Raw genomic sequence first — 26011 nt, 5'->3', positions numbered from 1 at the left:
ATACCGGTCGGTATACTGTCAGTGTATCCGCATCCGAGCCAGGAGCAACCATGGACATGGATCTCGAACCCTTCGCTCCAGTGAGCACCACCCCGGCGGGCCACCGGATCCTCGACGCCGCGACATGGCTCTTCCGGGAACAGGGCATCACCGCCACGGGCGTCGACAGCATCGCCGAGCGTGCCAGCACGACCAAGCGAACCCTCTACCAGCGCTTCGACTCCAAGGACCATCTCGTCGCCTGCTACCTGCAACAACGCGCCCATAACTGGCAGGGCGAACTCGTGACCGCACTGCAGCAAGCCAGCCTCGCGGAAGGCCTCGACATCGTCTACGACCACACCATCCGGTGGGCCGGAGACACACTCCGCGGCTGCGCCTTCGCCAACGCCTGGGCCGAAATCGGGGCCAGTGACCACCAGGCCACAAGGATCATCCTGAACGAGAAGAACTGGATGTTGGCACTCTTCACGATCCTGGCCGAAGGCAACCACCGCATGGCCGGTCTACTCCACCTACTCCACGAAGGTGCCCAGGTCACCGCATCCATCCACCAGGACCCCACAGTCTTCACTGAGGCTCGCACCGCATCCCACCACCTGCTGGCCAGCCGGTCATGAGCTCGACCGGCAACCGTCGAGCTCCGGGGCGCGCTTCTCGATCAACGTGTCCGGTTAGTACAGCTGTGATCATCCAACCACTTACCGTGATCGCATCGCGCGGCCGCGAGGCCGCGCCCCGCCATCGATCCCCTCGGAGGAGACCCATGCCCCGCATCGACCACACCGCGATCTGCGTCCGGGACCTGGAGGCCGCCCGCGGCTTCTGGGAGACCTACTTCGGCGCCACCGCCGACGCCGGCTACCACAACCCCCGCACCGGGCTGCGCACCCACTTCCTCACCTTCCAGGACGGCACCCGTCTGGAGATCATGACCCGTCCGGAGCTCACCGACGGCGCAGGGCACACGGCCTTCGGCTGGAACCACCTGGCCCTGTCCCTGGGCTCCGAGCAGGCCGTGGACGAGCTGACCCACCGGCTGCGCGCCGACGGCTACGAGATCCTCGACGGCCCGCGCACGACCGGGGACGGCTACTACGAGACCGCCTTCCTGGATGCGGAGGGCAACCGCATCGAGATCACCGTCTGACCCCGCCGCCGCGCCGTCATACTCGCGCGCCTGCCCGCCTCCGATCTCCGGCGGAGCTACACTGAGCGCGCCGAGACGCGCCGCACCGCCCGCCCCGGCTCCACCCATCACTTCGGGACCGGGCTTCCGCACGGAGGCGCCGTCCCGCCGCACCATCGGAGGATGACGTATGGTCGCGATCATCGTCGCAGCCCACGGGGAGACGGCCCCGGCGCTGCTGAAGACCTCCGGCATGATCCTCGGGGAGATCGAGGGCGTCACCCCCGTGACGTTCCTGCCCGGCCAGGGCCCCGAGGACCTGCTGGAGGCCTACGCAGCCGCCGTCGGCCCGGAGGAGGACGTGCTGCTGCTCGTCGACCTCTTCGGCGGCAGCCCCTACAACGCCGGAGCCCGCTTCGTCGCCGAACGCGAGCACGCCGACGTCGTCACCGGCGTCAACGTGCCCATGCTCCTGGAGGTCCTGCCCGCCGCCAAGCGGCCCACCGCCACCGTGGAGAAGCTCGTCGCCAAGGCCGTGAAGGCCGGATCCCGCGGAGTCCGCAGCTTCAAGGAGACCATGGCCCCGGCGCAGAAAGCCCCGGCCCAGCAGGCCCCGGCCGCCGGCTCGGCTCCCGCCGCGGGTGCCGAGCAGACGAGCCCGGACGGGCAGGCCTCCACCGACGCCGCCGCCCGCTCCGCCCTGACCCCGCCCGGCGCCACCGCCGCCCCGGAGGGCCAGGCCACCGCCACCCCGGCCGCAGCGGGTCAGGCCCCGCAGGCGGCCCCGACCGGCGCCGTCGTCCCCCTGGAGGAGATCCCCCGGGACCCCGAACGCCACATGGACGTCGCGTTCCTGCGCATCGACTCCCGCCTGATCCACGGGCAGGTCGCCAACAACTGGGTCAACGACATCGCCCCCAAGACCCTGATCGCCGCCTCCGACGCCGCCGCCCAGGACACCCTGCGCAAGACCCTGCTGCTGCAGGTCGGGCCCGCCTCGGTGCGCACCAACGTGCTCACCGTGGAGCGCACCGTGCGCGTGTACTGGAACCCCGACTACGCCGGGATGCGCACCATGATCGTCGTGGAATCCCCGATGGACGCGCTGCGGCTGCTGCGCGAAGGCGTGCGCGTCAAGGAAGTCAACGTCGGCGGGGTCACCTACCGCAAGGGCATGACCCAGGTCTCCGAAGCCGTGTCCGTGGACGACGAGCACGTCGCCGCCTACCGCGCCATCCACGAACTCGGCGTCCCCCTCACCCTGCAGCAGGTGCCCAGCAGCTCCCGCCAGGACATGATGGCCACCCTGAAGGAGAAAGGCATGCTCCGATGACCCCCGTCCAATTCGTCCTGGTCGTGCTCGTCGCGCTGATCGCCGGCATGGCCTCGGTGCTCGACGAGCGCCAGTTCCACCGCCCCATCGTCACCTGCACCCTCATGGGCCTGGTCCTCGGGGACCTGCAGACCGGCATCGTCCTGGGCGGCTCCCTCGAGCTGATCGCCCTGGGCTGGATGAACGTCGGCGCCGCCATGGCCCCCGACGCCGCCCTCGCCGGGACCGTCGCCTCCGCCGTCGTGATCCTCGGCCACCAATCCGTGGGCGAGGGCATCGCGATCGCCGTGCCCCTGGCCGCGGCCGGGCAGGTGCTCACCATCTTCGTGCGCACCATCGCCGTGTTCTTCCAACATCAAGCCGACCGCTTCGCCGAACAGGCCAACTTCCGCGGCATCGAGCTGATGCACTTCTCCGCGCTGCTGCTGCAGGGCCTGCGCGTGGCGATCCCCACCGCCGCCGTCGCCGCGGTGGCCGGGACCAGCATCGTCGAGCAGTGGCTGAACGCGATCCCCGACGTCGTCACCACCGGCCTGCAGATCGCCGGCGGGTTCATCGTCGTCGTCGGGTACGCGATGGTCATCAACATGATGAAGGCCCGCTCGCTCATGCCGTTCTTCTTCCTCGGCTTCGTGCTGGCCGCCTTCATCCCGGACTTCAACCTCGTGGGTCTGGGCATCATCGGCGCCTGCCTGGCCGTCGTCTACGTGCAGCTGAACCCCGTCTTCCACGACCGCATCCAGGCCCCCGCACCCGCCGCGAGCACCGGCCCGCGCCTGGACAACGAGCTCGAGTAGGAGCCACCCCATGACCGTGCAGCACACCCCCGCCCAGCCCGACGCCGTCTCCGGCGCCGAGGCGACGGCCACCGCCCAGAAGCGCCTGACCCGCCGCGACTACGTCTCCACGTACTTCCGCTCGACCTTCATGCTCGGCTCCTTCAACTTCGAGCGCATGCAGGCCATCGGCGTGTGCGTGAGCATGATCCCCGCGATCCGGCGGTTCTACACCAAGAAGGAGGACCAGGCCGCGGCCCTGGGTCGGCACCTGGAGTTCTTCAACACCCAGCCGTGGATCGCCTCCCCGATCTTCGGGGTCACCGCCGCGATGGAGCGGCAGAAGTCCGAGGGAGAGGACATCTCCGCCGCGGACGTCACCAACGTGAAGGTGGGCCTGATGGGTCCGCTGGCCGGCGTCGGGGACCCCCTGTTCTGGGGCACCGCCCGCCCCGTGCTGGCGGCCCTCGGCGCATCCCTGGCGATGAGCGGCTCCATCCTCGGACCGCTGCTGTTCTTCGTGGTGCTGAACATCATCCGCATCGCGACCCGCTGGTACGGCTTCCGGCTGGGCTACCAGAAGGGCGTGCAGGTGGTCTCCGAGGTCGGCGGCAACACCCTCAAGCGCCTCACCCAGATCGCCTCCGTGATGGGTCTGTTCGTGATGGGCGCGCTGGTGTCCAAGTGGACCACCGTGAACATCCCCTTCGTGCTCTCCGAGTACACCCAGTCCGACGGCAAGCACGTGACCAACACCGTCCAGTCCATCCTGGACTCCCTGCTGCCGGGGCTGGTGCCGCTGCTGCTGACCTTCCTGTGCATGTGGCTGCTGCGGCACAAGGTCAACGCGATCTGGATCATCTTCGGGATGTTCGCCGTCGGGATCCTCGGCTACTGGGCCGGGATCCTCGCTCCGTGAGCCGCCGGGCGCACCGGCAGGCGGCCGGGGGCCCGGAGGATCCGGCCGGCTCGAGACCGGCCGGCCGACGGACGGAGGAGCGGCCGAGCTTCCGGGAGACCTTCGTGGCCGTGGGCCAGCAGACCCTGGACAAGTCCCGGCACGACGCCGCCCCCATCGTCTCCGTGGCCGTAGCCGTCACCGTCCTGATGGTGCTGGCGGCGGTGGCGTACACCTGGCTGCCGTGGCTGTCCGTGACCCTGCTGGTGTGCGCCGTGGTGCTGCTGTGGGGCCGGTGGATGATCCTGCGGCAGGTGACCCGGGACCTCGCCCAGATGTCCTCGGCCCGGGAGTCCTTCGCGGCCACCGGAAATCCGGAGTACTCGGAGTTCGTGCGCCTGCGGGCCGAGCAGATGCTGCGGGACAACCGGGCCCTGACCGCCGCGGGGCGCGACGCCGTGCAGGAGCACCTGGCGTGGGCGCGCCGCAGCGTCCAGACGCCGGACGGAGACTGAGCGCGGCGGCGTCGTCGGGGGCGGGGCTGGTGCGTGCTGAGATGCGGGTTTGGTGTTGAGGTGCGCCGTTCGTGCTGAGATGCGGCCCGGCGTGCGGCATCTCAGCACGAACGACGCATCTGAGAACGAATCCCGCACCTCGCGCGGTCGATTCCGGCGGCAGGGCTGGGCGGCGGAGCGCGGTCCAGCGGCGCGCTAAGCTCCTGCGAGGGCGCCGACCGGCGTCCACTGACGACGACGGAAGCGGTGGACCCGTGGAGGACAAGAAGCTCGCGACCCTGGGATGGGTGGCCACCTGCATGTCGGTGGCCATGTACGTGGCCTACATCCCGCAGATCATCGGCAACCTGGAGGGCGACAAGGGCGACTGGATCCAGCCGCTGGTCGCCTCCATCAACTGCACCTTGTGGGTCATCTACGGGATGCTCTACTCCCCGCGGGACTGGCCCCTGGCCGTGGCCAACATGCCCGGCATCGTCTTCGGCCTGCTCGCCTTCTCCACCGCGCTGTTCTGACCGCGGGGCACCCGCACCCGGCCGACCCGGTGCAGAAGCATGCCCTTCCTCCCCTAAAACTGGACATCCTTCCCATAACGGGACGTGTCACGTCCCGTTATGGGAAGGATCTCCAGTTTTGCGGTGGGATCTGAACCCCGCATCTCACGCGGCCCGGCCACCCGGGCCAGGGATCAGGCGAAGGACTCCGAGGCCTCGTCCAGGGCGTCCACCTCGGCCTGGATCAGCTTCACGCCGGGGGCGGCCACCAGGGCCTCGAGCTGCTCGGGGGTGCGGGCCGAGGCGATCGGGGCGGTCACGCCCTTGGCCAGCAGCCACGCCAGCGCGGCGGTGGTGACTTCGACGTCGTGGTTCAGGGCCACCCGCTTCAGGGCCTCCACGACCTTCAGGCCCGGCTCGATCCCGGTCTCGGAGAAGTACGTGGTCACGAAGTCCTTGCGGGCCGCGCCCTCCAGGTCCTCCGCGGAGGAGTACTTGCCGGTCAGGAAGCCGGAGGCCAGGGAGAAGTAGGAGAACACGGCGACGTCGTACTCCTGGGCGATCTCCCGGTAGCCCTGCTCGTAGTCCTTGCGGTGCAGCAGGTTGTACTGCGGCTGGATCGCCACCGGCACCGCCAGCCCCTCGGCCTTGGCGAACTCGAACCACTGGCGCATCCGGTCCGGGGAGTAGTTGGACAGGCCCACGTACCGGGCCTTCCCGGCGCGCACGACCTCGTCGTAGGCGCGGGCCTGCTCCTCGATGGTCACGGACTCGTCGTCGAAGTGCGCGTAGTACAGGTCCACGTGGTCGGTCTGCAGCCGCTCCAAGGAGGCGTCGATCGCCCCGAGCACGGCCTCGCGGCTCTGCCCGGAGTGCTCCGGGTGCTGGCCGGCCTTGGTCGCGATGACCACGTCCTCGCGGTTCTCGCGGGCGGCCAGCCACTTGCCCAGGACCTCCTCGGACTCCCCGCCCGAGTGCCCCTCGGCCCACGCGGAGTACACGTCCGCGGTGTCGATGAAGTTGCCGCCGGCGGCCACGAAGGCATCCAGCACGGCGAAGGACTGCTCCTCATCCGAGGTCCAGCCGAAGGTGTTCCCGCCCAGGTTCAGGGGGAACACGGACAGGTCGGTGCGGGGGATGTCGTTGCGCTCGGTCATGGGGACTCCTTGTCTCGAGGCTCACGACGCCTCCGCCGTGCCGGCGGGGCGTCGTCATCGTCACCTACGCACAACGGGACCGGCGGAAGAGGTATTCCGCCGGTCCCGTGCCGCGGTTGCCGGGACGAACCCGGCGTGGGGTGGATCAGCGCACCCCGGCGGCCTCCTGCCCGGAGCCGCCGGCCGCACCCGACCCGGCACCCGTCCCAGCGGACGGGCCAGCCGCGGACGACGCCGCGGCGTCGCCGTCGGTGCGGATCTGGGAGATGTCGATCGGCATGGTCGACAGGTCGTACTTCTCGTTCTCGTGGATCGTGGCGGCGACCTCCTGGGCCTCCTCCTCGTGCTCCACAGCGGGCATGGACCCGATGAGGTTGCGTCCGGAGGACTCCTTCATGCAGTACACGCCGATGCCGCCCACCAGGCAGGCGAACATGATGTAGTACGCGCCCATCATCTCGGTGCCGAACAGGTTCTGCAGCGCGGAGATGACCAGCCCGGTGGTGCCGCCGAACAGCCCCACGGCCACGTTGAACATCAGGCCCATCGCGGTGTAGCGCCGGTCCGTGGGGAACAGCGACGGCAGGGCGGAGGCCTGCACGGAGACCTGGAACATCATGATGACGCCCATGATCAGCAGCCCCAGGAACGTGGACCAGGTGTGGCCCAGCATCATCAGGCGGAACGCGGGGATCGCGGCGAGGATGCCGACGACGCAGCCGGTGATCATCACGGGGCGGCGCCCGATGCGGTCCGAGAGGGCCCCGAACAGCGGCAGGCCCACAGAGACGATGATCAGCACGGGGATCAGCAGGGCGTTGCCGTGCAGGGTGTCGTAGCCCAGGGTCTCGGTGAGGTAGGTGGGCATGTAGGTGGTCACGGCGTAGCCGACGACCTGCGCGCACATGACCAGGGCGGTGCCCATGAGGATCTGCGGCCAGAAGTCCCGGATCAGGGAGCCGATCTGGCGCCACATGCCGGTCTTCTCCATCTCCCGCTCATCCTGGGCGACCTGCTCGCTCTGCGCCTCGAAGGCGTGGGACTCCTTGATGTGGCTGCGCATGTACAGCCCGATCAGCCCCAGCGGCAGGGCCACCCAGAACGGGATGCGCCAGCCCCAGGCCAGCATCTGCTCGTCCGTGGTGGCCAGCTCGACGACGGTCACCAGCGCGGCCGCCGCGGCGAAGCCCAGGTAGGAGCCCAGGTCCAGGAAGGAGCCCCAGAAGCCGCGGCGCCGGTCCGAGGCGTACTCGGCGATGAAGGTCGCGGCCCCGGCGTACTCGCCGCCGGTGGAGAAGCCCTGGACGAACTTCAGCAGGATCAGCAGGATCGGCGCGGCCAGGCCCCAGGCGGAGTAGCCGGGCAGGCAGCCGATGAGGAAGGTGCCCAGGGACATCATGATGATCGTGAACGCGAGGATCGCCCGGCGCCCGATCCGGTCGCCCAGGGGTCCGAGGACCAGGCCGCCGAAGGGCCGCACGACGAAGGTCACGGCCAGGGTCGCGAAGGTGGCCAGCTGGCCCCACGGCTCCGGCAGCGGGAAGAACACCGCGGCGATGTAGGTCATGACGTAGGCGAACACGCCGATGTCGAACCACTCCATAAAGTTGCCCAGGAGGGTCGCGCGCAGCGCCTTCTTCATCTCGGGCTGGTCCACGACGTGGATGTCGTCGGGGCTCAGCGCCACATGGTCGGGTGAGGGATGGGTTCGGCTCATCAGTAAGTATGCTTTCCGGTCGACAAACCCGGACTACAGTACTCCTTCTGCTGAGCGATGCAATGCAGATCCTCGGTTCGTGGGGGAATTCACGGCGCCCCCGGGCTGGTCTACGCTGGTCCGGTCCCACCCCGCTCCCGAAGGAGACCCATGTCCGCACTGCCCGCCGACGCCGCCGCCCCCCGACCTGCTGGTGCTGACCACCGGCGGCACGATCGACAAGATCTACTCCACCGCCGGTCAGCTGGAGATCCACGAGCCCACCGTCGGCCCGATCCTCGAGCAGGCCGCCACGAACCTGCGCACCGCGGTGCGCGGCGTGCTCGCCGTGGACTCCCTGGACATAACCGCCGAGCACCGACGCATCCTCACCGAGGCGGTGGCCGCGGCCGAGACCCCGCGCATCGTCATCACCCACGGCACGGACACGATGACCGAGACCGCCGAGCACCTGCTCGCCCATCCGGAGGCCGTCGCGGGGAAGACGGTGGTGCTCACCGGGGCGATGCAGCCCTCCTGCATGAGGATCACGGATGCCCCGTTCAACGTGGGCTCGGCCGTCACCGCCGCGCAGCTGCTGGACCCCGGGGTGTACCTCGCGATGTCCGGGCGGGTCTTCCCGGCGGGCACCGTGGCCAAGGACCGGGCGCGCGGGGTGTTCGTGGACCGCTGAGGGTCCGGCGAGTCCGGCGGATTCAGGCGCGGTCGCGCACGCGGCGTCGGCGGCGGCGCCGATGCCGGCGGATCTGCTCCGGGGTGACCGTCTCCAGGTTGCGGGTCAGCGGCTCCCCCGGGGTCCAGCCCTGCTCCTTCAGCGGGCCCCGGCGGATCCGACGCCGCCCCAGGCGCAGCTTGGGGCGCGGGACCGTCAGATCCACCGGGGCCGGCAGGCGCCAGTTGCGCCAGCGGGACAGGATCCCCAGCACCCCGCAGGTCACGATCGCCACACCCATGCCCACGTTGGGCCGGTGCAGCAGCTCCTGGAAGACCACCATCTCAGCACCCCCGATCACCGCGATCGTCGCGTAGAGGGAGTTCCCGCCGAACACCGCCGGGATGCGGTTGACCATGATGTCCCGGATGGCCCCGCCGCCCACCGCGGTGGTGACCCCCAGGGCGACGGCGGGCAGCCAGTGCAGCCCCAGCCCGAGGGCCTTCAGGGTGCCGGTGGCCGTCCAGGCCCCCATGCCGACGAAGTCCAGGACGATCAGCAGCCGATCCGCCCACCGGGACCCCAGATCGATGGTGTAGGCCACCGCCGCCGCGGCCAGGACTCCCACCCAGTACCCGGCGTCGGTCAGGGCCACCGGGAACCCGGAGTTGAGCAGGACGTCGCGGATCATGCCCCCGCCCATCCCGGAGACGATCGCGAGCATGACGAAGCCGACGATGTCGAAGCGGAAGGCCCGCGCGACCGCGCCGCCGAGCAGCCCGTTGGCGGCCACCGCCGCGATGTCCACGGTCCGGAACATCACGCTGGGGTCCCAGTGCTCCACGGGCGGTCTCCTTCGGGGTCGGGGCGGTCGGTCTGGTCGGGGCGGTCGGTCGAGAGGATTCGGCGCGCGGCCCAGGTCAGAGACGCGGGCGGGGGTCGACGTCGTCGGTCTGCGCGGCGTCGGGCCGGGACTTGCCGCGCACGGTCCACAGGGTCCACAGCGGGCCGACCAGGGGGAAGGCGAGCATGACCACGAGGTAGCCGAGCTTGCCGATCGGATCGATGCGGCGGGACCTGCCCACCACCACCAGGGCGACCAGGAACAGGACCGCACAGATCAGGGCGAGGATCCCGATGGTCAGCTCCCCCGGGGACAGCGCCAGCGGGGACGCGGCGGCGAGCGGGATCATGGCGGACTCCTCGGGGTGCGATGGCGGGCCCGGCCGGGGTGCGGGCGGCGCAGGCACCGGATCCCGCGGGCGGGGCCGGAATCCAGCATGCGGGCCGGGTGCGGCCCGGTCAAGACGGGCGGGTGCGGCCAGGTCCGCGACGGCTCCCGGCCCCACCGCGGCGGCGTGTCCAGAACCACGACCCTCGCAGGTACTTAGCTTCCCTCTGCGCTGTAGGATCGAGAAGCCAGAAGATCAGTACGGTGATGATCTGCCGATCCCGCCGACCGCAGGGCCGCCCGAGGGGACCACCGCCGCGCCGCCCCGATCCCTGGCCGGACGCGACCCACCGGCGGCGCCCGCGGCATCGAACGGAAAGGGCATGAGCATGGTCGCCGGACCCTCGCAGCAGGAGCAGCATCGGCACTGGGAGGTCGAGGACGTCACCGTCACCGAACCGCCCGTCATCAAGCGCGCCATCGCGGCGGCCGCCATCGGCAACATCACCGAGTGGTACGACTTCGGCGTGTACGGCTACCTCTCGCTGACCATGAAGACCGTCTTCTTCCCGGAGACCGACGGCGTGCTCGGCAGCATCCTCGTGGCCGGGCTGTTCGCCGTCGCCTTCCTCGTGCGCCCCCTGGGCGGGATGTTCTTCGGCCCGCTCTCGGACCGGATCGGGCGCAACCGGGTGCTCGCGCTGACCATGCTGCTCATGGCCGCCGGCACCTTCCTCATCGGCTGCCTGCCGGACTACCACTCCATCGGGCTGTGGGCGGCCTTCCTGCTGCTGTGCCGGCTGCTGCAGGGCTTCTCCACCGGCGGGGAGTACGGCAACGCCATGACCTTCATCGCCGAATACGCCCCGGACCGACGCCGCGGCCTGCTCGGCTCCATGCTGGAGGCCGGCACCTTCACCGGCTACCTGCTCGGCGCCTCCCTGGCCACCATCATGTCCGGGGGTGCTCAGCCCCGAGGCCATGCTGGCCTGGGGCTGGCGGGTGCCCTTCTACGTCGCCCTGCCCCTGGGCGTGGTCGGCCTGTACCTGCGCTCCAAGCTGGATGACACCCCCGCCTTCGAGGCCATGGAGAAGAAGTCCGCGGCGAAGGAGGAGCACCGCGTGGGCGCCCAGCTGAAGGAGACCTTCCGGCTCTGGCCCAACATGCTCGTGTGCTGCGGCCTGGTGATCGCCTGGAACGTCGCCAACTACATGCTCACCGCCTACATGCCCTCCTACATCCCGATCATGGCGAGCATGCAGGGCGGGCGCGGGGCCGTCTCCGAGCTGACCTCCCAGATCCTGCAGATCATCGTCATGGCCGTGTGCCTGGCGCTGATCCCCGTGCTCGGGTGGCTCTCGGACCGGGTGGGCCGGCGCGCCGTCGCCCTGACCGGCTCCGCCGCGCTGATCCTGCTGGCCGTCCCCGCCCTGCTGCTGATCCGCGCGGACGGGACGCTGAGCACCCTGTTCGGCCTGCTCATCATGGGTCTGTCCCTGATCTGCTTCAGCGCGACCATGCCCTCCACCCTGCCCTCCCTGTTCCCCACCGCCCTGCGCGCCGGGGCCCTGTCCATCGCCTTCAACATCTCCATCTCGCTGTTCGGCGGCACCACCTCGGTGGTCATGGAGACCCTGGTGGGCAAGACCCAGAACCTCATGTGGCCGGCCTACTACCTGATGATCACCGGGGTCATCGGGTTCATCTCCCTGCGCTTCACCCCGGAGTCCAACGGACGGCCGCTGTGGGGGTCGACGCCGGCCGTGGCCCGCCCCGAGGAGGCCCCCGAGCACGTCGCCGAGCTCAACGGCCGGGTCCAGGCCGCGCAGCAGCCCCGCGAGAAGGCGCCCACCGCGGGCTGACCAGCGCGGACGCCCGCCCGGACATCCGCCCCGGCCCCACCTCGCCAACCCCTTCCCCGAGGGTTATGATGGCCTCAGCGTCCCGGGAGGGCAGGCTCGGAGACACCGGGCCCCCGGGCCCGGCGAGGAGGTCAGCGCCGACGATGCTGCGGGCACGCGCCAGACACAGCCAGGGCCGCCGGGAATGGGTCACCACCCGGGACGGGCGCGAGCTGTGCGCCATGGTCATCGACGGCCCCCGCTGCGGTGCGGCCGAGGCCGCCGGGGCCGTGTGTCCCCGCCCCACCGTCATCGTCGAGGCCGACGCGGCGGACACCGGCTCGATGTGGGCGCTCGTGCAGCGCACCGTCGGCGTCTCCGCCCGCACCGTGGTCTACGACCGCACCGGGCTGGGCCGCTCCGCCGGATCGGGTCGCCGCCCGGCTGCCCCGTGGACCCTGGAGCGTATGACCGCGGACCTGGAGGATCTGCTCGAGCACTTCGGCCCCGGACCCTTCGTCCTCGTGGGGCACGGCACCGGCGGGCCCGTGGTGCGCGCGGTGGCCGCCCGGCGTCGGGAGCGGATCTCCGGACTGGTGCTGGTGGATCCCGTGGACGAGCTGGGCCCCGCCCCGACCCAGTGCCGGCTCGGCCCGGTGAGCCTGGGAAGCCTGATGAGCCCGGAGAGCCCGGAGAGCCCGCGCCGCGGCCTCTCCGAGCGGCGTCGCCCCCGGTGGGCCGCAGCGCTGTCCGGCACCCCAGACGCCGCCCGCCGCCTCGCGGCCCTCGCGCGGCACGGACGCTGCCTGCACCTGCTGCCGGAGGACGTCCGCGCGGACCTGGCCGCCGACGGCTGGGACGCCGCCAGCCGGACGGCCTCCGCGCAGCTGCGGGCCTCCCTCGACGAGACCCTGCGCGGCTGGCTGGACCAGTCCCCCAAGCTCGGCCGGATCCCGGTGACGGTGATCTCCGCCGGACGGCGCGAGGCCCGCCAGCCCGCCCGGCTGCGCGCCGCCCTGACCGCGGCCCACGCCCGCCGCGCCGGGGCCACCGGCCACGGCCGCCACGTGATCCTGCCCGGGGTCGACGGGGCGGGGCTGCCCGTGCTGGCCGCGCAGCAGGTGGCCGCCGAGATCCGCGCGCTGGCCGGCTGCCTGCCCGGGCGCCGGGCCTACACCCCGCACCCCTGGCGGCTCTAGCCCCTTCCCACGGGTCCGCGGCGCAGAATGGGAGCATGAGCAGCACCGACCTCCCCGTCTTCTCCTTCGGAACCCTCCTCAACCCCCGCGTCCAGGAGCACCTGTTCGGGCACACCGTGCACGCCCAGCCCACGGAGCTGGCCGACCACGACGTCGTCGACGTGCCCATCCTGGATCCGGCGGTGATCGCGGCCAGCGGCAAGGACGTGCACCCCGGTGCCGTGCGCCGGATCCGCCGCAGCGTCGCCGGGGCTCTGCTGCCCCTGGACGCGCAGCAGCTGGCCGCGGCGGACGCCTACGAGGTGGCCGCCTACGCCCGGCGCCGCACCCTCACCCGCACCCCCGGCGCCACCGAGACCCGGCCCGCGTGGGCCTACCTCAGCGCGAACCCGCTGGCCGTCGCCCAGCGGATCGCGGTGATCGGGGATTCCATCGCCTACGGCCGAGCCAGTCTCGACGGCGGGTGGGCGGCGGCCCTGGGCGCCTGGCACGTGGGCCGCGAGGAAGCCGAGCACCGGCTGTACCAGCTGGCCTACCCGGGCACCACGATCCGCCGGATCGCCCAGCACATCCTCCCGGAGCTCACCGCGCGCAGGGCCGACACCGTGCTGATCAGCGCGGGGATCAACGATCTGCTGCTGGACGGCACCTCCCCGCGGGAGCTGGTGGAGCTGGTGCAGCGGCTGTGCGCCGACCTGGAGGCCGAGGGTATGCGCCCGGTGGTCCTGGGCCCCACGTGGCTGGACGCCCAGCGGGTCCGGACCGTGCTGGGCCACGAGGTGGACCCGACCCTGGTGCGGGAGCACCGCGAGCGCCTGGCCGCGTGGGCGCGGCAGACCCACCGGGACCACCTGGATCCCTGGCCGGTGCTGGAGGGCCACCCCGAGCGGGTGCGCGCGGACGGGCTGCACCCCGACGCCGAGGGTCACCGGATGCTGGCGCGGTGGCTGCTGGGGCTGGCCCAGGGCCCGGCCGAGGACTGGCAGCCCGCCTGACCGGGCAGCCCGACCGGGCCGGGCTCAGCGCTTCCCGAACCCCTGGAAGGCCCTCTCGATGGTCTCGGCGAAGACCGTGCCGCCGGGGATGTTGGGGTGGGTCAGGTCCGACTGCAGCAGGTCCGGGCGGGTGGAGGCGATCGCGTACCAGTCCGCGATCCGCACGTTCGGCCGCTTCTTCGGCTGATCCCACAGCAGCTGGTTGGCGGCCTCGATGAAGGTGGACTGCCCGTAGATCGTCACCAGCACGACGTCGCGGTCCGGGCCGATCATGTCCACCACGCGGTCCAGCACCCCGGGCTCGGGGATGCCGCCGTTGGTGCCGAAGTCCAGGACCACGCAGGGCCCGAGGGTGCCGTCATCCAGGTGCGAGCGCACCAGCCCCTCGGCCTCGTCCCACTTGCGGTTGGGCACCCCGTCGATCACCGCCCCCGGGAACTGCTGCATGAGCCCGGGCGCGGAGACGGCGATCAGGGAGTCCCCGATGAACGTCATGTCCTCGGGCTTGGGGGAGGCGCACTGCGATCCCTTCGGCGTCGGGCTGGCGGAGGGGGTGGCGGAGGCGCTGGCCGAAGGGGCGGCGCTGGCCCGCTGCTCGGCCCGCTCCTTCGCCCGCTCGCGCGCCTTCTGCTGGGATTCGGCCATGGCCTGCTGGGCGGCGTCCACGTCCTGCTCCACCTGGCTGCGCTGCGGGGCGGTGACGACGGCGACCGCGGCGGTGCCGAACAGCAGCACCCCCACCAGCCCGCCGGCCAGGGCGGCGCGCAGGCGAGACGACATCGTGCGCCGGGCGTCGGCCGAGCCGATGGCGGCCAGTCCGGCGCTGAGCACGGTGGCCGCCCCGAGCAGGACGGCGCGGAAGCCGCGGCGGCGCACGGGCTGCTCGATCCACCGCTCGGAGACGGCGGCCAGCACCACGGTGAGCGCCACCGCCGCGGCCTGCACCCCCCCACCACGCGGGGGGTGCGGACGCCGGTGGGCGCCAGGTCGTTTCGGATCTTCAGCACGGGCCAGTGCCGCAGGTAGATCCCGTAGGAGCGGCGCCCCACCCATACGAGGGGCCGGGGCCGGGCCGAGCTGGCTGGCGATCATCGCCAGGGCGCCGAGGCTGACCAGGACCAGCCCCCCGCAGTAGGTGGCCGCGGCCCCCTCGGCAAAGACCGCGAAGCACACGGCGACGACGAGCGTCCCCACCCCCAGCAGCCCCAGGGCGGGGGCCCGCCGGGCGAGCAGGCCGGCGGCCGGGCCCCGGCCCAGCTGTCAGGCGAAGGCCAGGGCGATGCCCAGCAGCAGCCCGAAGGCGTGGGTGTCCGTGCCGTAGTAGACGCGGGTGGGGTCCTCGCCCGGGACGTAGAGACCGGCCATCAGCGCCGCGGAGGCGACGGCCCCGGCCAGGGCCAGGAGGATGCGCGGGGCGGGGCGGCGGCTCAGGGCCATGATCCCGAGGAACAGCAGCGGCCAGACCAGGTAGAACTGCTCCTCCACGGCCAGGGACCAGAAGTTCATGAACAGCACGGGGGCGGTGTGGTGGAAGTAGGAGCCGCCCGCGGCCAGTTCCAGCCAGTTGGTGGAGAAGGTCAGCGCGCCGAGGACCTGCCGGTCCAGGTGCACCCGCAGATCCGGGCCGCCCAGCAGGGACGCCGCGCAGCACACGGTGATGACCACGAGCAGCGCCGGCAGCAGGCGCCGGGCCCGCCGGACCCAGAAGCCGCGCAGGTCGATCCGCCGGTGCGGGCGCGTTCGCGCAGCAGAAGGGTGGTGATGAGGAAACCCGAGACCACGAAGAACACGTCCACCCCGAGGAAGCCGCCGGGCAGCAGAGCCGAGTCCACGTGGTAGACGACGACGGCGAGCACCGCGATCGCCCGCAGGGCGTCCAGGCCGCTGATGTGGAAGCGGCGGGCCGGCGAGCTCGCGGCGGTGGCGTCGGGACCCGCGGGGAGCACGGCGGTCTCGGAATCGGTGACGTCGGAGCCTGCGGGGGCGGGGCGGTCGCTGGGGGAGGAGGGGATCATGGATCCTCGAGGGGCGAAGACGGGGATGCGAAAGGGGAGCGCGGGGCCACCCGACGCCGTCGCCGATTCTAACCCGGGCGAGCCGTCACAGCAGGCGGCTGCGGATCAGGAAGCGCTTGCCCTCCGGGGCCTCCACGGAGAACCCGGAGCCGCGCCCGTCCACCACGTCCACCGTCAGGTGGGTGTGCTTCCAGTACTCGAACTGCTCGCGGGACATCCAGAACCCGATCGGCCCGAGCGCCCCGCCGCTCCCGTCCGGCAGGTCCAGCTCGCCCAGGAGCACGTCCGCCGCGCCGGTGCGGAACTCCCCGGCGGGGAAGCACATGGGCGAGGAGCCGTCGCAGCACCCGCCGGACTGGTGGAACATCAGCGGCCCGTGGATCTCCCACAGGCTCTGCAGCAGCGCCACCGCCTCCCGTGTGAAGGCCACGCGGGAGGCGGTCTCCCCCGCGACGGCGGGGCGAGCCTCGATGACCTCCCGCCCGGGGCCGGCATCAGGCCCGGCACCCGGCGCGGCGCCGTTCGCGGTGCCGTTCACAGCGCAGGACGCCGGGCGGGCGTCGTCGTGGGCCGGCATCAGTACTCGATCACCACACGACCCTCGATCTTCCCGTGGTGCATCTCGTCGAAGATCCCGTTGATGTCCTGCAGCGGGCGCTTGGAGAAGGTCGGATGGATCAGGCCGCGGGCATAGAAGTCCAGGGCCTCCTCCATGTCCCGTCGGGTGCCGACGATCGACCCGCGGATGGTCAGGCCCTTGAGCACGATGTCGAAGATCGGCGCCGGGAACTCCCCCGGGGGCAGGCCGTTGAACACGATGGTCCCGCCGCGGCGGGCCATGTCGATGGCCTGCCGGAAGGCGTCCGGGTGCACCGCGGTGACCAGCACCCCGTGCGCCCCGCCGGTGGCCTCCTGGATCTGCGCGGCCGGATCCCCCGACATCGCGTTGACGGTGAGCTCCGCCCCGTGCTGGCGGGCCAGGGCCAGCTTGTCCTCGGCGACGTCCACCGCGGCCACCCGCATCCCCATCGCCACCGCGTACTGCACCGCCAGGTGCCCCAGACCGCCGATCCCGGAGATGACGACCCACTGGCCGGGCCTCACCTCGGTGCGCTTGAGGCCCTTGTACACGGTCACCCCGGCGCACAGCACCGGCGCCACCTCGTACGGGTCGGCGCCTTCGGGGATGCGGGCCGCGAAGTCCGCGTCCACCAGCATGTACTCGCCGAAGGAGCCGTCCACCGAATACCCGCCGTTGACCTGCTCCTCGCACAGGGTCTCCCAGCCGGTCTGGCAGTGCTCGCAGCGACCGCAGGCCGACCACAGCCACGCGTTGCCCACCAGGTCGCCGACCTGCAGGTCCGCCACCCCCTCGCCGAGGGCCACCACCTCGCCCACGCCCTCATGGCCGGGGATGAAGGAAGGGGTGGGCTTGACCGGCCAGTCGCCGTCCTTGGCGTGCAGGTCCGTGTGGCACACGCCGGAGGCGATCAGCTTGACCAGGGCCTGTCCGGGCCCGGGGGTGGGACGCTCGACGTCGGTGACGTCCAGCTCCTCGCCGAAGGCGCCGACCACGGCTGCTGTCATGGTGCTCATCAGGGATTCTCCTTCGAATCGTCGTGAAAGGGTTCCAGGGGTGCTCGGGGAGGGGCGTGCTCGCCTCAGAAGAGGCCCATCGCGTCCTCCGAGTACGAGACCAGGAGGTTCTTGGTCTGCTGGTAGTGGTCCAGCATCATCAGGTGCGTCTCCCGGCCGATGCCGGAGGACTTGTACCCGCCGAAGGCCGCGTGCGCGGGGTAGGCGTGGTAGTTGTTCACCCACACCCGCCCCGCCTGGATGGCCCGGCCCGCCCGGTAGGCGACGTTGCCGCTGCGGGACCAGACGCCGGCCCCCAGCCCGTAGAGGGTGTCGTTGGCGATCGAGATCGCGTCGTCGTAATCGGCGAAGGTGGCCACGGAGACCACGGGCCCGAAGATCTCCTCCTGGAAGATCCGCATCGAGTTATCCCCCCGGAAGATGGTGGGCTGCACGTAGAAGCCGTCGGCCAGCTCGCCGTCGAGCACGGCCCGCTCCCCGCCGGTGAGCACCTCGGCGCCCTCCTGCCGCCCGATGTCCAGGTAGGACAGGATCTTCTCCAGCTGGTCGCTGGAGGCCTGGGCGCCCATCATCGTGTCCGTGTCCAGCGGGTTGCCCATCCGGATCCGCTCGGTGCGGGCCACCACGGCCTCCAGGAACCCCTCCGCGATGCTCTCCTGCACCAGGGCCCGGGAGGGGCAGGTGCACACCTCCCCCTGGTTCAGGGCGAACAGGGTGAAGCCCTCCTGGGCCTTGTCCCAGAAGGCGTCCTCCCGGTCCATGACGTCCTCAAAGAAGATGTTGGGGCTCTTGCCGCCGAGCTCGAGGGTCACCGGGATGATGTTCTCCGAGGCGTACTGGGAGATCAGCCGGCCGGTGGTGGTCTCCCCCGTGAAGGCGATCTTCGCGATGCGCGGGGAGGAGGCCAGGGGCTTGCCGGCCTCCACCCCGAAGCCGTTGACCACGTTGAGCACGCCGGCCGGCAGCAGGTCCCCGATCAGCTCCATGAGCACCAGGATCGAGGCCGGGGTCTGCTCCGCCGGCTTGAGCACGACGGCGTTGCCGGCGGCCAGCGCGGGGGCCAGCTTCCACACCGCCATCAGCAGCGGGAAGTTCCAGGGGATGATCTGCCCGACCACGCCCAGCGGCTCGTGGAAGTGGTAGGCGGTGGTGTCCTCGTCGATCTGGGACAGCCGCCCCTCCTGGGCGCGGATCGCCCCGGCGTAGTACCGGAAGTGGTCCACGGCCAGCGGCAGGTCCGCCGCCAGGGTCTCCCGCACGGCCTTGCCGTTGTCCCAGGTCTCCGCGACGGCGAGCATCTCCAGGTTCTGCTCCATGCGCTCGGCGATCTTCAGCAGCACCGCGGCCCGCTCGGCGGGGGCGGTCCGGCCCCAGGCGGGGGCGGCGGCGTGGGCGGCGTCCAGGGCGGCGTCGATGTCCTCGGCGGTGCCGCGGGCGATCTCGCAGAAGACCTTCCCGGTCACCGGGGTGACGTTCTCGAAGTACCGGCCCTTGGCGGGCGGCGTCCACTCACCGCCGATGAAGTGCTCGTAGCGGTCCTTGAAGGTCAGCAGCGAGCCGTCGGTGCCGGGATTCGCGTACACGGTCATGGGATCTCCTCCGTCTTCGGGCGCCTCATCGCACCCATGGGTGATGCTAGTCACCCTTCGGGCTCATGTGAAGCGGAGTGCGCGATCCGAACAGACGGAGCGGATTCATGGCTCGACCCCCCGGCCACCGGACTTGCGGCGGATTCGGGATTTCGCCGAGCGGAGCGGCGGACTCATGCACTGCGGAGTGTCGATCCGGGAGCGGGCGGGGCGGCGGGGGCGGGAGGATGCGTTCCCGCAGGGCGATCACCCTGGTCCGCGGCGTCGGGATGGGCCATGCTGGAAGCGGCACCCCATCCGGGGCGCCTCGAGCCACCGAAGGAGCCCGTCATGCCCGATCCCACGAAGGACGACCTGGAGCACACCGCCTCCGAGGAGGAGCCCGGCCAGGGCGAGACCACCGAGGAGGCCGCCGAGCAGCAGATCTCCGGCGGTGCGCAGGAGCGGCGCGGCAGCTGACCCCGTCTCCCCGCGGGGCGCAGGGCTATGCGGCGTGCAGCCGCACCCCGTGCTCCGCGCACCAGCGGGCCAGGTCCTCATGGGGCGCCTCGGTGACGATGTCGTCGATGACGCCCAGGGCCGCCAGGTGGTAGAAATCCTGGTATCCCACCTTGGAGGTGTCCAGGGGCACCACGACGCGCCGTGCCGCCTGGATCGCCGCCTGCTTCACATACCCCTCGGCCACATCCACAGTGAAGATCCCCTGCGGGGTGATGCCGCTGACCCCGATGAACGCGGTGTCCACATGGAAGCGGGAGAGGGTCTCCACGGTGATGGCCCCGCTCAGAGAGCCGCCGACCCGCTTGTACTCCCCGCCGAGCAGCGTGTGGCGGAGGCCGGGGCGCTCCGCGACGGCCATCGCCGCGCCGATCGAGTTGGTCAGCACGTTCACCGCATCCCGCTCCAGATGCTCGGCGAGCACCTCGATCGTGGTGCCGGAATCGAGGAACACCGACTGTCCCTCCTGCACCATCTCCGCGCAGCACGCGGCGATCGCCCGCTTGGCCTCGATGTGGCGGGCCTTCCTGGCGTCATTGGTGGACTGCGGTCTGGTTTCGATCGCGATCGCTCCACCATGGGTGCGTCGCAGGAGTCCCTCCTGCTCCAGGGCGGTGAGGTCCTTGCGCAGCGTGGGCTCGCTGACGCCGAAGGGCTGCACGAGGTCGGCCAGCCGGACGCTGCCGGCGCGTCGGACCAGGTCGGCGATCTTGCGGCGGCGCTGTTCGGCGAAGTCCGTGCTCTGAGCTCTCATCGCTCCCCAGGATACCGGCGTCGCCCAGCGATCGCGGGGCGACGGGCTCCACCCCCCACGTGGTTTCGTTCGTGATCGTTGCACATCACTAGCTTTCGTTCTACGCTCCTTCTGAGCATAAGCGAAAGGTAACGATCATGTTCAAGCGCACCCGAACCCTGAACCGGAACACCACCGCAACCCTCCTCTCTCCCGCCTCCGGGGACCTCGTCTCCCTGTCCAAGGTGCCGGATCTGCTGCACGCCCGCCGCGTGCTGGGCCCGGGCGTGGCCGTCGCCCCGGAGGATGGGCTGTTCGTCGCACCCCTGGACGGCGTCGTGCGCACCAGCCCGCGCAGCCCGCACGCCTACTGGATCCGCTCCGAGGACACGCTGGGCGGCAGCCCCCTGGAGATCCTCGTGCTGGTGGGCACGGACAGCTGCCGCGCACAGGCCCCGGCGGTGATCCCGCTGGTGGCGGACGGGCAGCGGGTCACCGCCGGACAGCCGCTGTGCCGAGCCGATCTGGAGATCCTCGAGGCTCAGGCCAGCTCCACCCTCTCCCCCGTGGTCATCACCGCCCGCCCCGAGGGCACCGCGATCAGCCTCGGCACCGCGCACGCCACCGCCGGTTCGACGCCGCTGGTCCGCCTCACCGCCGCCTGACCCCGCGCCGAACCGTCACCTGCGTGGCATCTGAGCGCCCCGGAACCCCCGCGCGTGACGGTTCGGCGATTCCGCACGCTCCCTACCGCCCGTAGGCGCTGGACTCCGGGTGGTCCAGGGTCGAATGGCTCCGGTTGTCGTGCATGAACAGCACCGCGACCAGGCCCAGCACCCCCACGACCACCACGTACCACGGGAAGACGCCCGCGAAACCCTGCTCCTTCAGGAACAGCGCCACATACTCTGCGGACCCGCCGAACAGAGAGTTGCCGATCGCATACGTGAAGCCCACCCCGAGCCCGCGCACGTGCGCGGGGAACATCTCCGCCTTCACGATCCCGGAGATCGAGGTGTACAGGCTGAGGAACAGCATCGCCACGAGCACCAGCAGTGAGGCGGTGACCAGGGAGGAGGACCGTCCGATGAGCGTCAGCAGCGGCACCACCAGCACGATCATCCCGAGCACGTAGATCAGCATGGAGGTCTTGCGCCCGATCCGATCCGAGAGCCACCCGGCCGCCGGCTGCATCAGCAGATACAGCAGCAGGCACACGGTCATCGCATCGGCCACCTCCCCCTTGGCGAACCCGCCGGTGTTGATCAGATACTTCTGCATGTACGTGGTGAACACGTAGAAGGTCAGCGAGCCGATGCTCGTGATCCCCAGGACCACCCAGAACGCCCGCGGGTAGTCCCGCAGGATGGTCAGGAACCGGCCGGTGGTGCGCCGCTGCCGCTCCTCGGACGTCGTCGTCTCCGCCAGCCCGGAGCGCAGCCACAGGGACACGACGGCGGCCAGCGCCCCGATCACGAAGGGCAGGCGCCACCACCCGGCGGTGATCGCGTCATCACCGAGGGTGTGGGTCATGATCACCGCGAGCAGGCTGGCCAGCAGCTGTCCGCCGATCAGCGTGACGTACTGGAAGGAGGAGAAGAACCCGCGCTTGCCGGCGGTGGCGACCTCGGACATGTACGTGGCGGTGGAGCCGTACTCCCCGCCCACGGACAGGCCCTGCACGCAGCGGACGAGCAGCAGCAGCCACGGCGCGGCCGCCCCGATGGTCTGCGCCGTCGGCAGCATGGCCAGACACAGCGACCCGGCGCACATCAGCAGGATCGAGGCGAGCATCGAGGTCTTGCGGCCGTATCGGTCCGCGACCCGCCCGAACACGTACCCGCCGATCGGGCGCATCAGGAAGCCGACGAAGAACACGGCCGCGGACTTCGCGAAGGCCCCGGTCTCTCCCGTGCCGGTGAAGAACAGCGGCGCGAAGTACACGCTGAAGAACGCGTAGATGTAGAAGTCGAACCACTCCACGAGGTTGCCGCTGGAGGCGGCGAGGATGGACTTCACGACGCTCGCGGTGGAGCCCGCGCCGGGATCGGCGGAGCCCGGTCCGGGATGCCGTCGAGCCTCGGACTCGACTGGGGCCTCCTCGGGGGTTCGGCGGGAAGGTTCCACGGGGGACATGGCAGCTCCTCGATCCGATGAGAGATATTCGCCTCAGAATACTTCCCTCAGAGTAATCCACGTCACCGACGCCGACTGACCCCGCGCCGAGCCGTCACCGGCGTGGCGTCTGAGCCCCTCAGAGCCCCCGCGGGTGACGGCTCGGCGACCGCGGGGGAAGGCACCTCAGCCGTGCTCGGAGAGGAAGCATTCGGCGGCTCCTGTGACCAGCTGGTAGCCCGCGGACTCGCGCGCCTGAGCGTCGAAGGCGTGATTGGCCAGCGGGACCCGCAGATCCGTGACCGCGGCTCCCCGGGCGCGGGCCGCGGCGACGAAGTCCCGCACCGAATCCGGGGGCACGAACGTGTCCGCTCCGCCGCGGATGATCAGCGTCGGCGGGTCACCGCGCGTCGCCCAGGTGCGCGCATCCAGGGTCTGGTAGCGCTCGGGAGGCTCCGCGGGGGTGCCGCCGACGAACTCCTCCGCGGCCTTCCCGGCCCCCAGGGCCCGGACCCGCTGCACCGCGGCCACGTCCACCGTGGGATACAGGGCGACGACGGCGCGCGGCACCGGCAGGGCGGCGGCGTCGTCGATCCCATCGAGGGTCCCCGCCGCGATCCGATCCGCCAGATTCACCGCCAGGTCCCCGCCGGCCGAGTCGCCGAACACCGAGATCCGCCGGGGATCCCCGCCCAGCGTGCCCGCGTGGCGGGCCACCCAGGCGTAGGAGCGGGCCAGGGAGCGCGGCGCCTCCTGCCAGGTCGGGTGCCCCGGGGAGGCCAGCGGGTACTCCGGGCGCACCACGAGCCAGCCGCGCTGGGCCAGATCCCGCAGCGTGGCCTGCATCTGCGCGTCGGTGGTCCAGCCGCCGCCGTGCACATCGAACAGGATCGGGGCGTGCTGGGCCCCGCCGGGCGGCGTCCAGATCTGCAGCCGACCGTGGACCTCATCCTGAGCGGGGATCGTGCGATCCGGGGGCGCGGTCATGGACCCCGGGGCGAGCGTGCGGACCAGGTCCACGGGAGCCCCGGCGCGCTCAGCGGTCACAACGACGGCGCCGTAGGCGGCCCCGGGAACCACCGCGCCCAGCACCGCCAGGGCCAGGGTGCTCAGATCGCGGATCCGGGACGCGACCCGCACGCGGCGGCGTGCCGGCATCCCGGAGAGCACGAGCCCCGCCCCGAGCAGCGCGGCCGGCGCGAGGAAGGGTGCCAGGGTGGGCAGCAGGACGGAGAGGGCGAAGGGCACCTGCTCCGCCGCCGGGACGATGGCGAGGGCGGCGGGGATGCCCGCGAGCGCGCAGAGCACCGCGCCGAGGACCCGACGCAGTCGACCGCGGCGGGCCGATGCGCCCGGGGACCGGCGTCGCGGCCCCGCCGGATCGACAGCGACCTCGCGTCCCCGTCGCGACAAGATTCGCATAGCCTCAGAATAGGGTGCCGGGCCGACGGCCGACAGGGGTCGGGAGCTACAGGTGCAGCCCCAGCAGCATCCCGCCCCAGGCCGCGAGCGTCCCGAGGCCGATGACCCCGAGCAGGTTCGCCGCGGCCAGCCCCCACCGGCGCTCCTGCACCAGCCGCACCGTCTCGACCATCGCCGTCGAGAAGGTGGTGTACCCGCCGAGGAAGCCCGTGCCCAGCACCGCCTGCCACACCGGGGACACCAGCCCACCCAGGGCCAGACCGGTGACCAGGCCCAGCAGGAAGGAGCCGGTGACGTTGATGACGCCGGTGGCCCACGGGAACGCCGCCCACCCGCGCAGCGGCGCCGAACCTGCCGCGACGGCGGACTTCAGCAGCCCGTCCAGCAGCATCCGCACGGCGGCACCCAGCCCTCCGGCCAGGCACACGCCCAGGAACAGGACGAGGCTCATGCGTCCTGCACCTCCCGCTCCGGGGAGGCCGGGGCCACCAGCCGGTGCCCCAGCGCGACGCCGAGGAAGGCCGCCGCCAGCCCCAGCACCAGGGTGGCCGCCGGGTAGGCCAGCCCCACCCCGAGGCCCCGCTCCCCCAGCAGCTGGACGGTGGTCTCGGACAGCGTGGAGTAGGTGGTGAACCCGCCGAGCAGGCCCGTGCCCACGAGGATGCGCCCGGTGCGCCGGATGCCCTGGTCCGGGCCGCGCATCGCCAGACCCTCCAGCAGCAGGCCCAGCAGGAAGGCGCCGAGCACGTTGGCGACCAGCACCGCCCCGCGGCCCTGACCGGCCCCGGGCAGCAGCAGCGTCAGCCCGTACCGCAGCCCCGTGCCCAGCGCGCCGCCGAGGAACGCGAGGCCGAGGTAGCGGAACCTCAGATGCAGGGGGCGCACGGCTGCCTCCTCAGGTCGGACGGATGGACGGCGGATCCGGAGATGATCCGTCTCCACGGTAGTCCCTCCCCCGACCCCGACGCCCCCGGAGCAGGAGAGCGCCGGGGAGCGCCGGAGGAGCCCGGAAACGGGGAGCACAATGGGAGGACTACGCATCCCCTCGCGAACGGAGCACCACCGTGGACCACATCCGACTCGGCGATTCCGGGCTGTACGTCTCCCGCCTGGCCCTGGGCACCATCCCCTTCGGCTCCGGCGGCGGCATGGAGGAGATTGCCGGGCTGGACGACGCCGCCGCGACCCGCCAGCTGGAGACCGCCCTGGAGCGCGGGGTGAACTTCGTGGACACCGCGAACATCTACAACGGCGGGGACTCCGAGAAGGTGCTGGGCCGGATCCTCGGCCGGCACCGGGAGGAGATCGTGCTGACCTCCAAGGCCCGCACCGCCGTCGGGGACGGACCCAACGACTCCGGGGCCTCCCGGCTGCACCTGACCCGCGCCGTCGAGGACTCCCTGCGCCGCCTGGATACGGACCACCTGGACCTGCTGTACCTGCACCAGTGGGACGGGCAGACCCCCATCCGGGAGACCATCGAGACCATGGCACAGCTGATCCGGGCCGGGAAGATCCGCTACTGGGGGGTGTCCAACTACAGCGGCTGGCAGCTGGCGAAGACCGTGTACGAGGCCCGCATGGCCGGTCTGCCCGCCCCGATCGCCCAGCAGGTCTACTACACCCCCGAGGCCCGGGAGATCGAGTACGAGATCATCCCGGCCGCCCGGGACCTGGGGGTCGCCACCTTCGGCTGGTCCCCGCTCGGGGAGGGACTGCTCAACGGGAAGGTGCGCCGCGGGCGCCCGACGCCGTCGGACACCCGGCAGGGCACCGGCTGGCCCGAGCCACACGTGACGGACTGGGACCGGGCCTACGACCTCATCGAGCTGTTCGACGAGATCGCCCAGGAGCTGGGGTGGAGCATCCCGCAGGTGGTGATCTCCTGGATCCTGGGTCGCCCCGGGGTGGCCGGCACGGTGATCGCGGCCCGGCGCCAGGAGCACCTGGAGCAGGACCTGGACGCCGCCGAACTGCACCTGCCGCAGGAGGCCCGCGATCGCATCACCCGCGCCTCCCAGCTGCCGGCCTACTACCCGCTGTGGCACCGGCTGATGAACGGCCAGGACCGCCCGGAGCCGACCGAGAAGGAGTTCTTCGCGGAGCAGCGCGAGCACGTCTTCGGCGCATCGGACGGCGCGTCCGGCGACGACGACTGAGCCGCC

General features: G+C 71.5%; 30 protein-coding genes. 15 read left to right on the top strand and 15 right to left on the bottom strand.

Going from position 1 to position 26011, the window contains the following annotated elements; translation table 11 throughout:
* The first annotated feature begins 50 nt into the window (after positions 1-50).
* The 7 genes from NQ707_RS07470 to NQ707_RS07440 all read left to right on the top strand — a co-directional run bounded on the left by NQ707_RS07470 (position 51) and on the right by NQ707_RS07440 (position 5166).
* Positions 51-620 carry a TetR/AcrR family transcriptional regulator gene (locus NQ707_RS07470; RefSeq protein WP_058730988.1) on the top strand — a complete coding sequence of 190 codons (570 nt, stop codon included), beginning with the start codon at positions 51-53 and terminating at the stop codon, positions 618-620.
* A gap of 146 nt (positions 621-766) precedes the next feature.
* Complete coding sequence (locus NQ707_RS07465; protein WP_404435282.1) at positions 767-1150, top strand: VOC family protein; 384 nt, start codon at positions 767-769, stop codon at positions 1148-1150.
* A gap of 169 nt (positions 1151-1319) precedes the next feature.
* Complete coding sequence (locus NQ707_RS07460; RefSeq protein WP_279752174.1) at positions 1320-2462, top strand: mannose/fructose/sorbose PTS transporter subunit IIA; 1143 nt, start codon at positions 1320-1322, stop codon at positions 2460-2462.
* On the top strand, positions 2459-3259 hold the full coding sequence (locus tag NQ707_RS07455; protein WP_129358062.1) for a PTS mannose/fructose/sorbose transporter subunit IIC: 801 nt from the start codon (positions 2459-2461) through the stop codon (positions 3257-3259). Before NQ707_RS07460 ends, NQ707_RS07455 begins: the two co-directional genes overlap by 4 nt.
* A 10-nt stretch (positions 3260-3269) precedes the next feature.
* Positions 3270-4157, top strand: coding sequence for a PTS system mannose/fructose/sorbose family transporter subunit IID (locus tag NQ707_RS07450; RefSeq protein ID WP_058730984.1), 888 nt, complete (start codon positions 3270-3272; stop codon positions 4155-4157).
* Entirely contained in the window at positions 4154-4651 is a 498-nt protein-coding gene (locus NQ707_RS07445; protein ID WP_404435279.1) for a hypothetical protein, read from the top strand. The genes NQ707_RS07450 and NQ707_RS07445 overlap by 4 nt, the downstream gene beginning before the upstream one ends.
* 254 nt (positions 4652-4905) lie before the next feature.
* Complete coding sequence (locus NQ707_RS07440; RefSeq protein WP_058730982.1) at positions 4906-5166, top strand: SemiSWEET family transporter; 261 nt, start codon at positions 4906-4908, stop codon at positions 5164-5166.
* Positions 5167-5339: 173 nt separating this feature from the next.
* On the opposite strand, the gene NQ707_RS07435 is transcribed toward NQ707_RS07440, so the two are convergent.
* Together NQ707_RS07435 and NQ707_RS07430 are read right to left on the bottom strand one after the other, a co-directional pair.
* On the bottom strand, positions 5340-6302 hold the full coding sequence (locus NQ707_RS07435; protein ID WP_224799941.1) for an aldo/keto reductase: 963 nt from the start codon (positions 6300-6302) through the stop codon (positions 5340-5342).
* A gap of 145 nt (positions 6303-6447) precedes the next feature.
* Complete coding sequence (locus NQ707_RS07430) at positions 6448-8019, bottom strand: MFS transporter (protein WP_404435276.1); 1572 nt, start codon at positions 8017-8019, stop codon at positions 6448-6450.
* Positions 8020-8212: 193 nt separating this feature from the next.
* On the opposite strand from NQ707_RS07430, the gene NQ707_RS07425 reads away from it, so the two are divergent.
* Positions 8213-8692, top strand: coding sequence for an asparaginase domain-containing protein (locus NQ707_RS07425; RefSeq protein ID WP_224799943.1), 480 nt, complete (start codon positions 8213-8215; stop codon positions 8690-8692).
* A 22-nt stretch (positions 8693-8714) separates the two neighbouring features.
* On the opposite strand, the gene NQ707_RS07420 is transcribed toward NQ707_RS07425, so the two are convergent.
* Positions 8715-9515 carry a trimeric intracellular cation channel family protein gene (locus NQ707_RS07420; RefSeq protein ID WP_058730979.1) on the bottom strand — a complete coding sequence of 267 codons (801 nt, stop codon included), beginning with the start codon at positions 9513-9515 and terminating at the stop codon, positions 8715-8717.
* A gap of 76 nt (positions 9516-9591) precedes the next feature.
* Positions 9592-9864: a hypothetical protein gene (locus NQ707_RS07415; protein WP_404435273.1), complete on the bottom strand. Its 273-nt coding sequence runs from the start codon at positions 9862-9864 to the stop codon at positions 9592-9594.
* A gap of 361 nt (positions 9865-10225) precedes the next feature.
* On the opposite strand from NQ707_RS07415, the gene NQ707_RS07410 reads away from it, so the two are divergent.
* The 4 genes from NQ707_RS07410 (at position 10226) to NQ707_RS07395 (ending at position 13878) form a co-directional block, all read left to right on the top strand.
* Positions 10226-10909 carry an MFS transporter gene (locus NQ707_RS07410; RefSeq protein ID WP_217995722.1) on the top strand — a complete coding sequence of 228 codons (684 nt, stop codon included), beginning with the start codon at positions 10226-10228 and terminating at the stop codon, positions 10907-10909.
* A complete protein-coding gene (locus NQ707_RS07405) occupies positions 10806-11705 on the top strand; it encodes an MFS transporter (RefSeq protein WP_207483734.1) in 900 nt (299 codons plus the stop codon). The genes NQ707_RS07410 and NQ707_RS07405 overlap by 104 nt, the downstream gene beginning before the upstream one ends.
* Positions 11706-11848: 143 nt before the next feature.
* Positions 11849-12883: an alpha/beta fold hydrolase gene (locus NQ707_RS07400; protein ID WP_404435271.1), complete on the top strand. Its 1035-nt coding sequence runs from the start codon at positions 11849-11851 to the stop codon at positions 12881-12883.
* Between the two features lie 35 nt (positions 12884-12918).
* A complete protein-coding gene (locus tag NQ707_RS07395) occupies positions 12919-13878 on the top strand; it encodes an SGNH/GDSL hydrolase family protein (RefSeq protein WP_279752176.1) in 960 nt (319 codons plus the stop codon).
* 24 nt (positions 13879-13902) lie between these two features.
* Here the strand turns inward: NQ707_RS07395 and NQ707_RS07390 are convergent, their stop codons facing one another.
* The 6 genes from NQ707_RS07390 to NQ707_RS07365 all read right to left on the bottom strand — a co-directional run bounded on the left by NQ707_RS07390 (position 13903) and on the right by NQ707_RS07365 (position 19078).
* The gene (locus tag NQ707_RS07390) at positions 13903-14808 is read right to left on the bottom strand and encodes a hypothetical protein (protein ID WP_260009780.1); all 906 of its coding nucleotides are present in this window, start codon (positions 14806-14808) and stop codon (positions 13903-13905) included.
* Positions 14809-15138: 330 nt separating this feature from the next.
* The gene (locus NQ707_RS07385) at positions 15139-15549 is read right to left on the bottom strand and encodes an acyltransferase family protein (RefSeq protein WP_375542990.1); all 411 of its coding nucleotides are present in this window, start codon (positions 15547-15549) and stop codon (positions 15139-15141) included.
* The gene (locus NQ707_RS07380) at positions 15456-15893 is read right to left on the bottom strand and encodes an acyltransferase (RefSeq protein ID WP_109562240.1); all 438 of its coding nucleotides are present in this window, start codon (positions 15891-15893) and stop codon (positions 15456-15458) included. Before NQ707_RS07380 ends, NQ707_RS07385 begins: the two co-directional genes overlap by 94 nt.
* An 85-nt stretch (positions 15894-15978) precedes the next feature.
* Positions 15979-16470, bottom strand: a complete 492-nt coding sequence (locus tag NQ707_RS07375) for a DUF779 domain-containing protein (protein ID WP_100463515.1) — start codon at positions 16468-16470, stop codon at positions 15979-15981.
* The gene (gene adhP / locus NQ707_RS07370; protein ID WP_224799946.1) at positions 16470-17489 is read right to left on the bottom strand and encodes an alcohol dehydrogenase AdhP; all 1020 of its coding nucleotides are present in this window, start codon (positions 17487-17489) and stop codon (positions 16470-16472) included. The genes NQ707_RS07375 and adhP overlap by 1 nt, the downstream gene beginning before the upstream one ends.
* A 65-nt stretch (positions 17490-17554) precedes the next feature.
* Entirely contained in the window at positions 17555-19078 is a 1524-nt protein-coding gene (locus NQ707_RS07365) for an aldehyde dehydrogenase family protein (RefSeq protein ID WP_100463512.1), read from the bottom strand.
* 330 nt (positions 19079-19408) lie between these two features.
* Here NQ707_RS07365 and NQ707_RS07360 point away from each other — a divergent pair, with 330 nt between their 5' ends.
* A complete protein-coding gene (locus NQ707_RS07360) occupies positions 19409-19537 on the top strand; it encodes a hypothetical protein (RefSeq protein WP_260007669.1) in 129 nt (42 codons plus the stop codon).
* A 25-nt stretch (positions 19538-19562) separates the two neighbouring features.
* Here NQ707_RS07360 and NQ707_RS07355 read toward each other — a convergent pair whose 3' ends face one another.
* The gene (locus NQ707_RS07355; RefSeq protein WP_058731460.1) at positions 19563-20330 is read right to left on the bottom strand and encodes a DeoR/GlpR family DNA-binding transcription regulator; all 768 of its coding nucleotides are present in this window, start codon (positions 20328-20330) and stop codon (positions 19563-19565) included.
* Between the two features lie 137 nt (positions 20331-20467).
* Between NQ707_RS07355 and NQ707_RS07350 the strand changes: the two genes are divergently transcribed.
* Complete coding sequence (locus NQ707_RS07350) at positions 20468-20974, top strand: PTS glucose transporter subunit IIA (protein WP_196826274.1); 507 nt, start codon at positions 20468-20470, stop codon at positions 20972-20974.
* Positions 20975-21056: 82 nt separating this feature from the next.
* On the opposite strand, the gene NQ707_RS07345 is transcribed toward NQ707_RS07350, so the two are convergent.
* The 4 genes from NQ707_RS07345 to NQ707_RS07330 form a co-directional block, all read right to left on the bottom strand.
* On the bottom strand, positions 21057-22445 hold the full coding sequence (locus NQ707_RS07345) for an MFS transporter (RefSeq protein ID WP_081046115.1): 1389 nt from the start codon (positions 22443-22445) through the stop codon (positions 21057-21059).
* Between the two features lie 165 nt (positions 22446-22610).
* The gene (locus tag NQ707_RS07340; RefSeq protein WP_064725746.1) at positions 22611-23732 is read right to left on the bottom strand and encodes an alpha/beta hydrolase; all 1122 of its coding nucleotides are present in this window, start codon (positions 23730-23732) and stop codon (positions 22611-22613) included.
* A gap of 160 nt (positions 23733-23892) precedes the next feature.
* A complete protein-coding gene (locus NQ707_RS07335) occupies positions 23893-24297 on the bottom strand; it encodes a CrcB family protein (protein WP_058731457.1) in 405 nt (134 codons plus the stop codon).
* Positions 24294-24731: a CrcB family protein gene (locus NQ707_RS07330; RefSeq protein ID WP_064725748.1), complete on the bottom strand. Its 438-nt coding sequence runs from the start codon at positions 24729-24731 to the stop codon at positions 24294-24296. The genes NQ707_RS07335 and NQ707_RS07330 overlap by 4 nt, the downstream gene beginning before the upstream one ends.
* Before the next feature lie 179 nt (positions 24732-24910).
* On the opposite strand from NQ707_RS07330, the gene NQ707_RS07325 reads away from it, so the two are divergent.
* Positions 24911-26005 (top strand): aldo/keto reductase, encoded by a 1095-nt coding sequence (locus NQ707_RS07325; protein WP_061225111.1) that lies wholly within the window; start codon positions 24911-24913, stop codon positions 26003-26005.
* Positions 26006-26011: the final 6 nt, after the last annotated feature.

This window comes from Rothia sp. BD8, from assembly GCF_044878465.1.
Taxonomy (GTDB): Bacteria; Actinomycetota; Actinomycetes; order Actinomycetales; family Micrococcaceae; genus Rothia; species Rothia kristinae.
The sequence above is the reverse complement of the archived record's forward strand: the minus strand, read 5'-3'. Positions and strand labels throughout refer to the sequence as shown.